The sequence below is a fragment of the Xenorhabdus sp. SGI240 genome, assembly GCF_040081915.1.
Lineage (GTDB): Bacteria > Pseudomonadota > Gammaproteobacteria > Enterobacterales > Enterobacteriaceae > Xenorhabdus > Xenorhabdus bakwenae.
In genome coordinates this window covers 38,834-52,835 of the sequence record NZ_JBEBMB010000068.1, presented here as the reverse complement: position 1 = coordinate 52,835, position 14,002 = coordinate 38,834, and the positions used below count along the sequence as shown (strand labels likewise).

At 44.9% G+C, this 14,002-nt stretch carries 14 protein-coding genes; 13 read left to right on the top strand and 1 reads right to left on the bottom strand.

Annotated features, from left to right (window positions below; all coding sequences use genetic code 11):
• Nucleotides 1–355 precede the first annotated feature (355 nt).
• On the top strand, nucleotides 356–1,813 hold the full coding sequence (gene viaA, locus ABLA76_RS14145; RefSeq protein WP_348988399.1) for an ATPase RavA stimulator ViaA: 1,458 nt from the start codon (nucleotides 356–358) through the stop codon (nucleotides 1,811–1,813).
• Nucleotides 1,814–1,816: 3 nt separating this feature from the next.
• Here viaA and asnA read toward each other — a convergent pair whose 3' ends face one another.
• Complete coding sequence (gene asnA / locus ABLA76_RS14140; RefSeq protein ID WP_047770874.1) at nucleotides 1,817–2,809, bottom strand: aspartate--ammonia ligase; 993 nt, start codon at nucleotides 2,807–2,809, stop codon at nucleotides 1,817–1,819.
• A 166-nt stretch (nucleotides 2,810–2,975) separates the two neighbouring features.
• On the opposite strand from asnA, the gene asnC reads away from it, so the two are divergent.
• The 12 genes from asnC (at nucleotide 2,976) to atpD (ending at nucleotide 13,986) form a co-directional block, all read left to right on the top strand.
• A complete protein-coding gene (asnC, locus tag ABLA76_RS14135; RefSeq protein ID WP_047770875.1) occupies nucleotides 2,976–3,437 on the top strand; it encodes a transcriptional regulator AsnC in 462 nt (153 codons plus the stop codon).
• A gap of 92 nt (nucleotides 3,438–3,529) precedes the next feature.
• Nucleotides 3,530–3,970 carry an FMN-binding protein MioC gene (gene mioC, locus ABLA76_RS14130; protein ID WP_348988398.1) on the top strand — a complete coding sequence of 147 codons (441 nt, stop codon included), beginning with the start codon at nucleotides 3,530–3,532 and terminating at the stop codon, nucleotides 3,968–3,970.
• A gap of 375 nt (nucleotides 3,971–4,345) precedes the next feature.
• Entirely contained in the window at nucleotides 4,346–6,235 is a 1,890-nt protein-coding gene (gene mnmG / locus ABLA76_RS14125; RefSeq protein WP_348988397.1) for a tRNA uridine-5-carboxymethylaminomethyl(34) synthesis enzyme MnmG, read from the top strand.
• 11 nt (nucleotides 6,236–6,246) lie between these two features.
• A complete protein-coding gene (rsmG, locus tag ABLA76_RS14120; RefSeq protein ID WP_047770878.1) occupies nucleotides 6,247–6,867 on the top strand; it encodes a 16S rRNA (guanine(527)-N(7))-methyltransferase RsmG in 621 nt (206 codons plus the stop codon).
• A gap of 609 nt (nucleotides 6,868–7,476) precedes the next feature.
• Entirely contained in the window at nucleotides 7,477–7,854 is a 378-nt protein-coding gene (gene atpI, locus ABLA76_RS14115) for a F0F1 ATP synthase subunit I (RefSeq protein ID WP_047770896.1), read from the top strand.
• Between the two features lie 31 nt (nucleotides 7,855–7,885).
• Nucleotides 7,886–8,710: a F0F1 ATP synthase subunit A gene (gene atpB / locus ABLA76_RS14110; protein ID WP_047770879.1), complete on the top strand. Its 825-nt coding sequence runs from the start codon at nucleotides 7,886–7,888 to the stop codon at nucleotides 8,708–8,710.
• Between the two features lie 51 nt (nucleotides 8,711–8,761).
• Nucleotides 8,762–9,001 carry a F0F1 ATP synthase subunit C gene (atpE, locus tag ABLA76_RS14105; protein WP_045967711.1) on the top strand — a complete coding sequence of 80 codons (240 nt, stop codon included), beginning with the start codon at nucleotides 8,762–8,764 and terminating at the stop codon, nucleotides 8,999–9,001.
• Between the two features lie 59 nt (nucleotides 9,002–9,060).
• Nucleotides 9,061–9,531, top strand: a complete 471-nt coding sequence (atpF, locus tag ABLA76_RS14100) for a F0F1 ATP synthase subunit B (RefSeq protein ID WP_047770880.1) — start codon at nucleotides 9,061–9,063, stop codon at nucleotides 9,529–9,531.
• Between the two features lie 12 nt (nucleotides 9,532–9,543).
• Nucleotides 9,544–10,077 (top strand): F0F1 ATP synthase subunit delta, encoded by a 534-nt coding sequence (atpH, locus tag ABLA76_RS14095; RefSeq protein ID WP_047770881.1) that lies wholly within the window; start codon nucleotides 9,544–9,546, stop codon nucleotides 10,075–10,077.
• 14 nt (nucleotides 10,078–10,091) lie between these two features.
• Nucleotides 10,092–11,633: a F0F1 ATP synthase subunit alpha gene (gene atpA, locus ABLA76_RS14090; RefSeq protein ID WP_348988396.1), complete on the top strand. Its 1,542-nt coding sequence runs from the start codon at nucleotides 10,092–10,094 to the stop codon at nucleotides 11,631–11,633.
• 72 nt (nucleotides 11,634–11,705) lie between these two features.
• Nucleotides 11,706–12,569, top strand: coding sequence for a F0F1 ATP synthase subunit gamma (atpG, locus tag ABLA76_RS14085; RefSeq protein WP_348988400.1), 864 nt, complete (start codon nucleotides 11,706–11,708; stop codon nucleotides 12,567–12,569).
• Between the two features lie 34 nt (nucleotides 12,570–12,603).
• Nucleotides 12,604–13,986: a F0F1 ATP synthase subunit beta gene (gene atpD, locus ABLA76_RS14080; RefSeq protein WP_348988395.1), complete on the top strand. Its 1,383-nt coding sequence runs from the start codon at nucleotides 12,604–12,606 to the stop codon at nucleotides 13,984–13,986.
• Nucleotides 13,987–14,002: the final 16 nt, after the last annotated feature.

Genomic DNA, 14,002 nt, shown 5'->3' with positions numbered 1-14,002 from the left:
ACTTCTGAATCGCATACCTTGTTGTAAATGCGTTAAATTGTCATCTACACAACAAAACACCCAAATGATAAAATCTTGCTGTGACATAGCCTTTGTTCCTTTATTTCTCTCAGTTTGGCGACTTAAAGTTATAAAGGAGCGGCTATGTCATTTCAACTCACCACGAAAGTCGAGCATCGCGTTAATCTATATTAGTGAGAGCGTTCAGCCATTGTTTACCCCACCAGGTATTACCATAACTCATGATATTTACCAAAGAAGATAGAAGATATAGACTAAATTTTACGAGGTTTGGCTACAAAGCACATGATTATTTTTTGCAACATTGGCACATGCCCCACAATGGGAAACCCACATGTTAACACTAGCCACACTCGATCTCTTGCTCTCTATCAATGAAAGCGAGCTGATCGAAGAGATCATTTTGGTATTGTTAGGTTCCCCCCAGCTCGTTATTTTCTTTGGCAAGTTCCCAAGGCTTAAGGACGCATTGCTGAAAGATCTTCCCTCATGGCAACAAGCATTGCAGCAGAGAATAAAAGAGACACGTATCCCTGCTCCATTAGCTGAAGAGTTTCAGTTATACCAACACATACAGGCAATTGATACGTCAGATTTCTATCAACAATTACCTAATATCCTGAAGAAACTCCAACAGCTCGGATCCCCCTTTGCCAAAGAAGCCAATACACTATCCAAAGCATTCTCTGAACACCCCCCTTCAGAACAGATGTTATTTATCCAACGCTGGCATCTCAGCCTGATCCTGCAAGCGACGACCTTTAACAAGACACTATTAGAACAAGAAAAAGAGCAACTATTTGCAGAGATCCAGAAGCGATTAACACTCAGTGGTAACCTTGATCCCCTCTTTGATCACAATGATCACGCGGCAGGCCGATTATGGGATATGAGTAAAGGACAACTTCACCTGACCACGAAAAATATACAACTATTTACTCTTTATGCTGACTTTCTTAAACAGCAACCTGAGCTGGAAAAACTGGCGCAATTACTTGGCCGCAGTCAGGCAGCGAAAGCAATCCCTCAAGAAAGCGTCATTCTGGAGCCGTTTACCCGACCTGAAAGGGTGCCAGAGACTATACCGGAGCAAATTAGCGGGATTAGGCAAAGCGACGATATCTTAAGGTTATTACCCACCGAGATGGCTATGCTGGGTATTGAAGCGTTGGAATACGAATTTTACCGGCGGCTGGTGGAGAAAAAATTACTATCCTATCGCCTACAAGGGGACGATTGGCAACCGAAAACCACTCTTAAACCCGTTACACATCACCATAATGAAAAACAACCTCGAGGACCATTTATTGTTTGTGTCGATACTTCAGGTTCAATGGGGGAATTTAATGAGCAATGTGCAAAAGCACTCTGTCTGGCTTTGATGCGTATTGCACTAGCGGATAATCGTCACTGTCATATTATATTGTTCTCGACACAACTTATTCATTATGACTTAACATCACCGGATGGACTCACTCAAGCAATGCATTTTCTGGGACAAACCTTTAGAGGAGGAACCGATCTGGCATCTTGTTTAAATGCAACCGTTGAAAAAATGAAAGAAAATAGTTGGGAAGATGCTGATGCTGTTGTTATTTCAGATTTCATTGCCCAACGTTTGCCAGGCTCCCTAATCCATCAGATAAAAAATCTGCAACAGCATCAGCAACACCGCTTCCATGCGGTCTCCCTTTCCCATTACGGAAAGCCCGGTATTATGCAGATATTCGACTATATCTGGTGTTTTGATACCGGGCTTATAAGCCGTTTACAAAGAAGGTGGCGAAATTAAAACTTAGAGTACACCTTCAACGGATTCAATAATCTCAGGTGACCAGACACCGCACTGAACCTGACCGATATGTGCCATTTGCAGCAGCAACATCACCAAGCGGGATTGCCCGATACCACCACCGATAGATTGTGGCATATCACCGCTGATCAGCGCTTGATGCCAATCATATTGCAGACGATCTTCATCACCAGTCAGTGCAAGCTGACGTTTCAGCGTCTCTGCATCAACACGGATACCCATAGAAGAAATTTCAAAAGCATCCTGCAAAACTGGGTTCCAGACAATAATGTCACCGTTTAAACCAAAGAAACCATCACCGTTTGGTGTAGTCCAATCGTCGTAATCCGGCGCACGTACATCATGAGCCTGCTCATCGGACAACTTACCACCAATGCCCATCAGGAAAATGGCACCAAATTCTTTGGCAGCCTCACGTTCACGACCTTTAGCATCCAGACCAGGGTAACGTTTCAGAAGCTCTTCACTGTGAATAAAGTGAATTTGATCTGGCAGGAACGGTGCCAGACCAAATTCCTTACTTACTGCTTGTTGTGTTTCTTTTATTGCTTCGTAGATTTTACCTACTGTCTGTTTTAAATAGTCGAGTGAACGCTGACCTTCACCCATCACTTTCTCCCAATCCCACTGATCAACAAAAACAGAGTGGATAGGCGTCAAGCGATCTTCATCAGGACGCAGAGCTTTCATGTGAGTATACAATCCCTGTTCAGCTTGAAAACCAAAGCGACCTAATGTCTTACGTTTCCATTTCGCCAGAGAATGAACCACTTCGAATGTGTCGTCTGGCAAAGTTTTCACTTTCACCTGAACCGCTTTTTCATGACCCGATAAGTTGTCCTGAGTACCATCACCAAGACGACTTAAGATAGGTCCCTGCACTTCGATTAAGCCAAGTTTTTTCTCTAACAGACGGGAAAAGTATGATTTCACAAAACTAATCTGCTGTTGCTTTTCAATAAAGGATGTTTTCATGATGCAGCTCTCAAAATTTTTTAGTGGCCCTGTGTCCTGTTGATATAGATTAAGCAACAAAATGAGGTACTAATTCAATATATGATGATAAAAATAGTGAATAAGATTTATAAACGATAAATTTTACACTATAAAAATGAATATTATTCAAAAACAGGGGTTGAAAATGGCGGAAATTTATCAGATCGATAATTTAGACCGTGACATACTTCATGCTTTAATGGCGAACGCACGTACACCTTACGCAGAATTAGCCAAAAAATTCGCAGTAAGCCCAGGAACGATTCATGTCCGCGTAGAAAAAATGAAACAATCTGGGATCATCACAGGGACTCGGGTTGATATCAGTGCTAAACAACTGGGGTTCGATGTGTGCTGCTTTATTGGCATCATATTAAAAAGCGCCAAAGACTATCCGGCTGCATTGAAGAAACTCGACATGCTTGATGAAGTTGTTGAAGTTTATTACACCACAGGGCACTACAGTATCTTCATTAAAGTCATGTGCCGATCCATAGAAGCTCTTCAGGACGTACTTATCAACAAGATCCAGACGATTGACGAAATCCAGTCAACAGAAACGTTGATCTCCCTGCAAAACCCAATAATGAGGACAATAAAACCTTAAAAACGAAAAACCAGTTAACCACATTATCCACAGGTAGATCCCAATAGATTCACTGCGTACAATAGTTATTCTTTAATTTAACAAGGATCATGATGAGCACAATAACCTTAATCAGCGGCAGCACAATGGGTAGCGCCGAATACGTCGCAGAACATATGGCTGAGATCTTAGAAAATGATGGCTTTTCAACGAAGATGCTGCATGGTCCCTCATTGGAAGATCTCCCACGTGAAGGGTTGTGGATTGTCGTTACTTCAACGCATGGAGCTGGGGACTTACCTGATAATCTCCAACCTCTGGCGGATCAGATCACACAACAGCAACCGGATCTCCGCAATATCACATTTGGAGCCGTCGGTATCGGCAGTTCCGAATATGACACCTTCTGTGGCGCAATAAGATCACTGGAACGCTTATTAGAAGATCACGGAGCAAAACGGATCGGCGATCGATTGGAAATCGATATCCTGCAACACGAAATTCCCGAAGATCCAGCCGAAGAATGGGTTAAAGAGTGGGCAAAGTTACTCTGATCTGATTAAAAATATAACGATCAGCTGTGGATAACTTGTCTGAAAAGCAGGGGTTAACCCGTAGTTATCCATTTAATAACCAAGTTACAATTAAGTGGCTGTGAATAACTAGGCATTTAGATCCCAGCTTATACTGAGTTGGATCACGGATCATTCACAGCAAATGATCCTTTACAGTATCATGATCTTTATATGGAAAATCCACTTATCCACAGATGATCGTGATCCTAATAAAAGATCTAATAAAGAGATCTTTAAATAAAAAGATCTTCTTTTAATTAATGATGATCTCTCACCTCTTGGTCTCAGCTCCAAACTTGGGTAGAATTCTCTCCCTGATGCATATGAAGCATTCTCACTATTGAAGGTTCGCACATGTTTTATCCAGAGCACTTTGACGTCATCATTATCGGCGGGGGTCATGCCGGTACTGAAGCAGCGATGGCCTCCGCACGTATGGGGCGTCAAACCTTACTACTGACTCACAATATTGATACTTTGGGCCAGATGTCATGTAATCCAGCCATTGGTGGGATCGGTAAAGGGCATCTGGTAAAAGAGATCGATGCACTTGGTGGCCTAATGGCAAAAGCCACAGATCAGGCCGGGATTCAGTTTAGAACACTCAATGCCAGCAAAGGCCCTGCTGTTAGGGCAACACGAGCACAAGCGGATCGAGTACTTTACCGACAAGCTGTAAGAACAGCACTGGAAAATCAACCTAACTTAATGATCTTCCAGCAACCCGTTGAAGATCTCATTGTTGAAAACGACACAGTTACAGGTGTTGTTACCCGTATGGGATTGAAATTTAAAGCTAAATCTGTAGTGCTGACCGTAGGGACTTTCCTTGATGGAAAAATTCACATCGGACTGGAAAACTACAGTGGAGGACGGGCAGGTGATCCTCCCGCGATCTCATTATCTCACCGTTTACGTGAATTGCCATTGCGTGTAGCTCGCCTGAAAACAGGTACACCCCCTCGCATTGATGCTCGAACCATTGATTTTAGCGAGCTTGAACAACAACTGGGCGATAACCCCACACCCGTATTTTCATTCATGGGTAACGTTGATCAACACCCACGGCAGATCCCGTGTTACATCACGCATACCAATGAAAAAACCCATGAAGTGATCCGCAATAACTTGGATCGCAGTCCAATGTATGCGGGGATCATTGAAGGGATCGGCCCTCGTTACTGTCCTTCCATCGAAGACAAAGTGATGCGTTTTGCGGATCGTAACGCTCACCAGATCTTCCTGGAACTTGAAGGATTAACCAGTAACGAAATCTATCCAAACGGTATTTCTACCAGTTTGCCATTTGATGTTCAGATGCAAATTGTTCACTCCATGAAAGGCATGGAGAATGCCCGTATTATCCGCCCTGGCTATGCGATCGAATATGACTTCTTCGATCCACGTGATTTAAAACAAACACTGGAAAGTAAATTTATTCACGGTCTGTTTTTTGCTGGTCAGATCAATGGCACCACCGGATATGAAGAAGCCGCCGCACAAGGATTACTGGCTGGCCTTAACGCTGCACGCTATGCTTATGGTGAAGAAGGTTGGTTTCCACGCCGTGATCAGGCTTATATTGGCGTATTGGTTGATGATCTATGCACACTTGGCACCAAAGAGCCTTACCGCATGTTCACCTCCCGCGCTGAATACCGTTTGATGCTGCGCGAAGACAATGCGGATCTTCGTCTGACTGAACAAGGCCGTAAACTTGGCTTGGTGGATGATCTCCGTTGGGAGCATTATTGCCGCAAATTTGACATGATCGAGCAAGAACGCCAGCGCCTGCGCAATATCTGGGTTCACCCTCACTCTGATAACTTAGAGGATATCAACCAGATGCTGAAAACACCGCTATCAAAAGAAGCCAACGGTGAAGATTTGCTGCGCCGCCCTGAGATGAATTATGAATTATTGACGTCGTTACCCCGTTTCTCTCCTGGGCTGACTGAGCCTCAAGCTGCGGATCAGGTTGAAATTCAAGTGAAATATGAAGGCTATATTGCCCGTCAGCAAGAAGAGATCGAAAAACAGTTACGTAATGAAAAAACTGCATTGCCTGTTGATTTGGATTACCAACAAGTGAGCGGGCTTTCAAATGAAGTTATTGCAAAACTGAATGACCATAAACCAAGTTCAATTGGCCAGGCTTCACGGATTTCAGGCATCACTCCAGCGGCAATTTCTATTTTGCTGGTATGGCTGAAAAAACAAGGTTTATTGCGTCGTAGCGCCTAAGAGGACAGATTTTGCTTAATAAATTGGAATCACTGCTGGCGAAAACTGACATTACGTTATCACTGCCACAAAAACAGCAGCTCGTTGCTTATGTTGACATGCTCAATAAATGGAACAAGGCTTATAACCTGACATCTGTCCGCGACCCGGAACAGATGCTGGTTCGGCATATTATGGATAGCATTGTTGTTAATCCATTCCTGCGTGGAACGCGGTTTATTGATGTTGGAACAGGGCCTGGCTTGCCAGGCATCCCACTGGCCATTGTACGTCCAGATTCCCATTTCACTTTATTGGATAGTTTGGGAAAACGCGTTCGCTTTTTGCGTCAGGTTCAACATGAATTAGGCTTAAACAATATTGAGCCTGTACAGAGCCGGGTTGAAGAATTTATTCCCGAACCTCTTTTTGATGGGGTGATTAGCCGTGCATTTGCTTCACTGCAAGACATGCTGTCATGGTGCAACCATCTTTCTAAACCACGTGAAGGGCGTTTTTATGCTTTGAAAGGTGTATTGCCGGAAGATGAATTGGCTGAATTGCCAACGGGGATTGTGCTCGACACTGTCGTTCCTCTCCAGGTCACAGCGTTAGATGAACAGCGTCATCTGGTAATACTTAAGTCAAACTAACTTTGCTATTTGTCAATAAAAATCTAAATAATAAGTGACGCCAACGACAGTTAAAATGTAACTGGCGTTACTCATTATTCTCTTCCATGAATTCAACTTTATTTACTGATGATTCACAGAAAATCAACGTTATTTTTATATTGGCAGAATTTCTCTTTTCAAAGATTGCTATCGATTTTCTTTATAAATAAACTTTAGAGAAAGTGAGAAAATAATCATTTAATCTTTTTTATCGGTATATCAGATAAAACTTCATAGCTATAATATTAATAGTTTGATTTTCGATAAAAAAATAAAAGATTTTTATCACATATTTAATGATAAACATAATTAATGATTTTTGTTTAATGTGATGTATATCACGTTTAATTTTGAGGTCATACCATTAGTCATTGCAGAATATTAAATGGTATTTGTGAGCGATCTAGCATCAAAGTTAGAAATTTAAATAATTATTCACTTTTTCGCTACTTATGGATTGAATTCATTTTGGCGGCCCGTATAATTTGCACGTTTTTGTCACTTGACACTCTTAAGCAAAGCCAGTTTTATACAACATTCAGCAAAGCCTGATATGTGATGGTGTACCACAGGGAGAAAACAAAAGTCATGTCTGTATCCCTTTACAGCGGTAGAATGGCACTGAAACTGTTATTTTTGCAGTTAATGACTTTTGTTATTCTCAGTGTAGCTTTTTGTACCAAAAGTATAGAGTGGGGCGCTTCTGCTTTTGCTGGTGGGCTAGCATGTTGGCTACCAAATGCCATTTTTATGCGACTTAGCCGCTTCCAAAAGGTAAAAGAAGAAGGGGTTCCAGTACGGATTGCATGGTTTTTCGCGATTAGCGAAGGGGTGAAGGTTATCATTACGATAACCGTGCTGATAGTCGCTTTAGGGGTGTTCAAGGCGGCATTTGCACCACTTGGTGTGGCCTATTTAGCGGTGCTGATTGTGCAGATCATCGCACCTGCCGTAATGAACGGTTAGCGTTTTTAACAACAAAAGGGTAAAAAGCATCATGTCTGCATCAGGAGAAGTTTCAACTTCGGAGTACATAAGTCATCACCTGAAGCACCTTCAGTTGGACTTGCGTACCTTTGAGTTGGTCAATCCCCACGCTAGTGGTTATGAGGCGACGTTCTGGACGTTGAATATCGACTCGCTTTTTTTCTCCATCGTATTAGGGATGTTGTTTCTATTCGTATTCAGAAGAGTTGCGGTTCGCGCCACTGACGGCGTTCCGGGCAAATTTCAGACTGCAATAGAAATGGTAATCGGCTTCGTTGATAACACCGTGCGTGATATGTATCACGGCAAGAGCAAAGTGATAGCTCCTCTGGCTTTGACTGTGTTCGTCTGGGTGTTACTCATGAACGCATTGGATTTGCTGCCAATCGATTTTATTCCTCTAATCGGTGAACACTTCTTCGGCTTGCCTGCTCTGCGTATTGTTCCAACCGCAGACGTCAGTGTCACTTTGTCGATGGCCCTCGGTGTTTTTGTCCTCATTCTGTTCTACAGCATTAAGATGAAAGGAATTCGTGGTTTTGCGAAGGAGCTGACATTGCAGCCTTTCAATCATCCACTCTTTATTCCAATTAACTTAATCTTGGAAGGGGTCAGCTTGCTGTCTAAACCTATATCACTCGGTCTGCGACTGTTTGGTAATATGTATGCTGGCGAATTGATCTTTATTCTTATTGCGGCCCTTCTACCGTGGGGAGCACAGTGGTTACTCAGCCTGCCTTGGGCGATTTTCCACATACTAATTATTACGTTACAAGCCTTTATTTTCATGGTTCTGACGATTGTTTATCTGTCGATGGCATCTGAAGAGCATTAATTTTTATCAATCAATAATTGTGTTTTAACTTGAAACAAACTGGAGACTGTCATGGATATAAACATGGATCTGCTGTACATAGCTGCCGCTATTCTGATGGGGTTGGCTGCTATCGGTGCTGCGATCGGTATCGGCATCCTCGGGGGTAAATTCCTGGAAGGCGCTGCTCGCCAACCTGATCTGATTCCTCTGCTGCGTACGCAGTTCTTTATCGTCATGGGCCTGGTTGACGCCATCCCGATGATTGCTGTGGGCCTGGGCTTGTTTATGATGTTTGCTGTTGGCGGTTAATAAGATAGCAGAACTTAAATTTACGCCAATTTATTAATTGAAATTAGAGGTATTGTGTCGTGAATATTAACGCAACAATCCTCGGCCAGGCCTTAGCGTTTGTCCTGTTTGTTTTGTTCTGCATGAAGTATGTATGGCCACCAATCATGGCGGCCATTGAAAAACGTCAGAAAGAGATTGCTGACGGTTTGGCTTCAGCAGAGCGTGCCAAAAAGAACCTGGACTTAGCGCAAGCCAATGCGACCGACCAACTGAAAAAAGCGAAAGCTGATGCACAAGTTATCATTGAGCAGGCTAATAAACAAAAAGCCCAAATTATTGATGATGCGAAAGCAGAAGCAGAGCTGGAACGTAACAGAATTGTGGCGCAAGCTCATGCTGAAATTGAAGCTGAACGCAAGCGTGCGCGTGAAGAGTTACGTAAACAGGTTGCGATGTTGGCTATCGCAGGTGCCGAGAAAATCATCGAACGTTCCGTGGATGAAGCTGCTAACAGCGACATCGTTGATAAACTGGTCGCTGAACTGTAAGGAGGGAGGGGCATGTCTGAATTCGCTACGGTAGCTCGCCCCTACGCCAAAGCTGCTTTTGACTTTGCTGTAGAACACCAGTCGCTTGAACACTGGCAGAATATGCTGGCGTTTATTGCTGAGGTTACTCGCAATGAGCAGGTTGGTGAGCTGCTTTCCGGTTCATTAGCACCGGAAACGTTAGCCAAAACCTTCATCACCCTTTGTGGTGAGCAGGTTGATGAGCATGCTCAGAACTTTATTCGTGTAATGGCAGAAAATGGTCGCTTGCTGGTACTGCCAGAAGTCTTCCAGCAATTTATCCAATTGCGTGCGTCACTTGAATCGACTATCAATGTTGAAGTGGCTTCTGCGACCGAACTGAATGAGCAGCAGCAGGCTAAAATTTCTGCGGCGATGGAAAAACGTCTGTCACGCAAAGTGAAGCTGAATTGCAAAATTGACAAGTCTGTTATTGCCGGCGTGATTATCCGCGCGGGTGACATGGTGATTGACGGCAGTATTCGTGGCCGTCTGAATCGTTTAACAGACGTCTTGCAGTCTTAAGGGGACTGGAGCATATGCAACTGAATTCCACCGAAATCAGCGAACTGATCAAACAGCGTATTGCTCAGTTCAATGTCGTGAGCGAAGCTCACAATGAAGGTACGATAGTTTCCGTTAACGACGGGATCATTCGTATCCACGGTTTAGCTGATGTCATGCAGGGTGAAATGCTTTCTCTGCCTGGCAACCGTTACGCAATTGCACTGAACCTGGAGCGCGACTCTGTAGGTGCGGTTGTGATGGGTCCGTATGCTGACTTGGCCGAAGGCATGAAAGTCAAATGTACTGGCCGTATTTTGGAAGTGCCTGTTGGTCGTGGTCTGCTGGGTCGTGTTGTTAACACACTGGGTGAACCGATTGACGGCAAGGGCGCTCTTGAGAACGATGGCTTCTCACCGGTAGAAGTTATCGCACCAGGTGTTATCGATCGCCAATCCGTTGACCAGCCTGTCCAGACAGGTTACAAATCCGTTGATGCCATGATCCCAATCGGCCGCGGCCAGCGTGAACTAGTCATCGGTGACCGTCAGACCGGTAAAACTGCTCTGGCTATTGATGCTATCATCAACCAGCGTAATTCTGGTATCAAATGTGTCTATGTTGCGATTGGCCAGAAAGCTTCTACCATTGCTAACGTAGTCCGTAAACTGGAAGAACACGGCGCACTGGAAAACACCATCGTTGTTGTTGCATCCGCTTCTGAATCTGCGGCCCTGCAATATCTGGCACCCTACTCTGGTTGTGCGATGGGTGAATACTTCCGTGATCGCGGTGAAGATGCCCTGATTGTTTACGATGATCTGTCTAAACAGGCTGTAGCATACCGTCAGATTTCCCTGTTGCTGCGTCGTCCACCTGGACGTGAAGCATACCCTGGTGACGTTTTCTACTTGCACTCCCGTTTGCTGGAGCGTGCAGCGCGTGTTAACGCTGAATATGTTGAAAAATTCACTAATGGTGAAGTGAAGGGTAAAACCGGTTCTCTGACTGCACTGCCAATCATTGAAACTCAGGCGGGTGACGTTTCTGCGTTCGTACCAACAAACGTTATCTCCATCACTGATGGTCAGATCTTCCTTGAATCTTCTCTGTTTAACTCAGGTATCCGTCCAGCGGTTAACCCAGGGATTTCGGTATCCCGTGTAGGTGGTGCTGCTCAGACTAAGATCATCAAGAAACTGTCTGGTGGTATTCGTACCGCTCTGGCTCAGTACCGTGAACTGGCAGCATTCTCCCAGTTTGCTTCTGATCTGGATGATGCAACGCGTAAGCAGTTGGACCATGGTCAGAAAGTCACTGAGTTGTTGAAGCAGAAACAGTATCAGCCGATGTCCATTGCACAGCAGGCTCTGTCTCTGTTTGCTGCTGAACGTGGTTATCTGGAAGATATCGAAATCGCAAAAGTGGTCAGTTTCGAAGCTGCGCTGTTGGCTTATGCTAACCGTGAACATGCTGATCTTCTGAAAGAGATTGACCAGTCTGGTGATTACAATGGCGAGATCGAAGCGAAGCTGAAAGCGCTGTTGGAATCCTTCAAGGCGACTCAGTCCTGGTAACACTATTCGGCCCAGTTTGATTCTGTTGATGAATAAAAAATGGGCCGTCTGGTTGAATTCGGAGAAGCAGAAATGGCCGGCGCAAAAGAGATACGTACCAAAATCGCCAGTGTGCAGAACACGCAAAAAATCACTAAAGCGATGGAGATGGTCGCCGCGTCCAAAATGCGTAAAACGCAGGATCGCATGGCAGCCAGCCGTCCTTATGCAGAAACCATTCGCAGTGTGATTGGACACCTTGCGTTAGGTAATCTGGAATACAAACATCCCTACCTTGTAGAGCGCGAAGTGAAGCGTGTTGGGTACGTGGTTGTTTCGACTGACCGTGGTTTATGTGGCGGTTTGAACATTAACGTGTTCAAAAAATTGCTGATAGAAATGAAAGACTGGTCTGATAAAAACGTTCAAGTTGATTTGGCGCTTATTGGATCAAAAGCGGTTTCCTTCTTTTCTTCTGTTGGTGGCAACATTGTTGCCCAAGTAACAGGGATGGGAGATAACCCATCATTATCCGAACTGATCGGGCCAGTCCACGTCATGATGCAAGCATATGACGAAGGGCGTCTGGATAAACTGTATATAGTGACAAACAAGTTCATGAATACAATGTCTCAGGTTCCGACGATCACTCAGTTATTGCCTCTGCCTGCCGGAGACGATGAAACACTGAAGAAGAAGTCCTGGGACTATCTGTATGAACCTGATCCTAAGGCGCTGTTGGATACCCTGCTGCGTCGCTATATAGAATCGCAAGTTTATCAGGGCGTCGTTGAAAACCTGGCTAGTGAACAGGCCGCACGAATGGTAGCGATGAAAGCCGCGACCGATAACGGTGGCAACCTGATCAAAGAGTTGCAGTTGGTTTACAACAAGGCTCGTCAGGCCAGCATCACTCAGGAACTCACCGAAATCGTTTCGGGTGCTTCTGCGGTTTAACAGCTAGGTTTACGAATTACGTAGAGGATTCAAGATGGCTACTGGAAAGATTATCCAGGTAATCGGCGCCGTGGTGGACGTCGAATTCCCTCAGGACAGCGTACCAAGAGTATACGATGCCCTTGAGGTTAAAAACGGTGAAGAAAAACTGGTGCTGGAAGTTCAGCAGCAGTTAGGTGGGGGTATCGTCCGTTGTATCGCAATGGGTACTTCCGATGGCCTGCGCCGTCATTTGGACGTGACTGATTTAGGACACCCAATCGAAGTACCAGTGGGTAAAGCAACACTGGGCCGTATCATGAACGTATTGGGCGATCCCATTGACATGAAAGGTGAGATCGGCGAAGAAGAGCGCTGGTCAATTCACCGTACAGCACCAAGCTATGAAGAGTTGTCCAATTCTCAGGAACTGCTGGAAACTGGTATTAAAGTTATGGACTTGATCTGCCCATTCGCTAAGGGTGGTAAAGTGGGTCTGTTCGGTGGTGCGGGTGTAGGTAAAACCGTTAACATGATGGAGCTTATCCGTAACATTGCGATCGAGCACTCAGGTTACTCTGTATTTGCTGGTGTCGGTGAGCGTACCCGTGAAGGTAACGACTTCTATCATGAAATGACGGATTCAAACGTACTGGATAAAGTATCTCTGGTGTATGGTCAGATGAATGAGCCACCGGGAAACCGTCTGCGTGTTGCATTGACGGGTTTGACGATGGCAGAAAAATTCCGTGATGAAGGCCGCGATGTTCTGTTGTTCGTTGATAACATTTATCGTTACACCCTGGCAGGGACAGAAGTATCTGCACTGTTAGGTCGTATGCCATCTGCGGTAGGTTATCAGCCAACATTGGCGGAAGAGATGGGCGCTTTGCAAGAGCGTATCACCTCAACTAAAACTGGCTCTATCACCTCCGTACAGGCCGTTTACGTTCCTGCGGATGACTTGACTGACCCATCACCTGCGACAACCTTTGCTCACTTGGATGCAACCGTCGTATTGAGCCGTCAGATCGCATCTCTGGGTATCTACCCTGCGGTTGATCCTCTGGATTCAACCAGCCGTCAGCTTGACCCACTGGTCGTTGGTCAGGAGCACTATGACGTGGCTCGTGGTGTTCAGTCTATCCTGCAACGTTATCAGGAACTGAAAGACATCATCGCTATTCTGGGTATGGACGAACTGTCTGAAGACGACAAACTGGTTGTGGCACGTGCCCGTAAGATCCAGCGCTTCTTGTCTCAGCCATTCTTCGTTGCAGAAGTCTTCACCGGTTCACCAGGTAAATTTGTTCCTCTGAAAGACACTATCCGAGGCTTCAAAGGCATCCTGAACGGTGATTATGACCATCTGCCAGAGCAGGCGTTCTACATGGTTGGCTCCATCGAAGAAGCGATGGAAAAAGCGAAAACGCTTTAATATGGCTGACGGGAGG

Bases quoted from the DNA above. Each gene is read 5' to 3' on its own strand.
- viaA (WP_348988399.1), top strand. From the start codon at position 356: ATGTTAACACTAGCCACACTCGATCTCTTGCTCTCTATCAATGAAAGC.
- asnA (WP_047770874.1), bottom strand. From the start codon at position 2,809: ATGAAAACATCCTTTATTGAAAAGCAACAGCAGATTAGTTTTGTGAAA.
- asnC (WP_047770875.1), top strand. From the start codon at position 2,976: ATGGCGGAAATTTATCAGATCGATAATTTAGACCGTGACATACTTCAT.
- mioC (WP_348988398.1), top strand. From the start codon at position 3,530: ATGAGCACAATAACCTTAATCAGCGGCAGCACAATGGGTAGCGCCGAA.
- mnmG (WP_348988397.1), top strand. From the start codon at position 4,346: ATGTTTTATCCAGAGCACTTTGACGTCATCATTATCGGCGGGGGTCAT.
- atpI (WP_047770896.1), top strand. From the start codon at position 7,477: ATGTCTGTATCCCTTTACAGCGGTAGAATGGCACTGAAACTGTTATTT.
- atpB (WP_047770879.1), top strand. From the start codon at position 7,886: ATGTCTGCATCAGGAGAAGTTTCAACTTCGGAGTACATAAGTCATCAC.
- atpE (WP_045967711.1), top strand. From the start codon at position 8,762: ATGGATATAAACATGGATCTGCTGTACATAGCTGCCGCTATTCTGATG.
- atpH (WP_047770881.1), top strand. From the start codon at position 9,544: ATGTCTGAATTCGCTACGGTAGCTCGCCCCTACGCCAAAGCTGCTTTT.
- atpA (WP_348988396.1), top strand. From the start codon at position 10,092: ATGCAACTGAATTCCACCGAAATCAGCGAACTGATCAAACAGCGTATT.
- atpG (WP_348988400.1), top strand. From the start codon at position 11,706: ATGGCCGGCGCAAAAGAGATACGTACCAAAATCGCCAGTGTGCAGAAC.
- atpD (WP_348988395.1), top strand. From the start codon at position 12,604: ATGGCTACTGGAAAGATTATCCAGGTAATCGGCGCCGTGGTGGACGTC.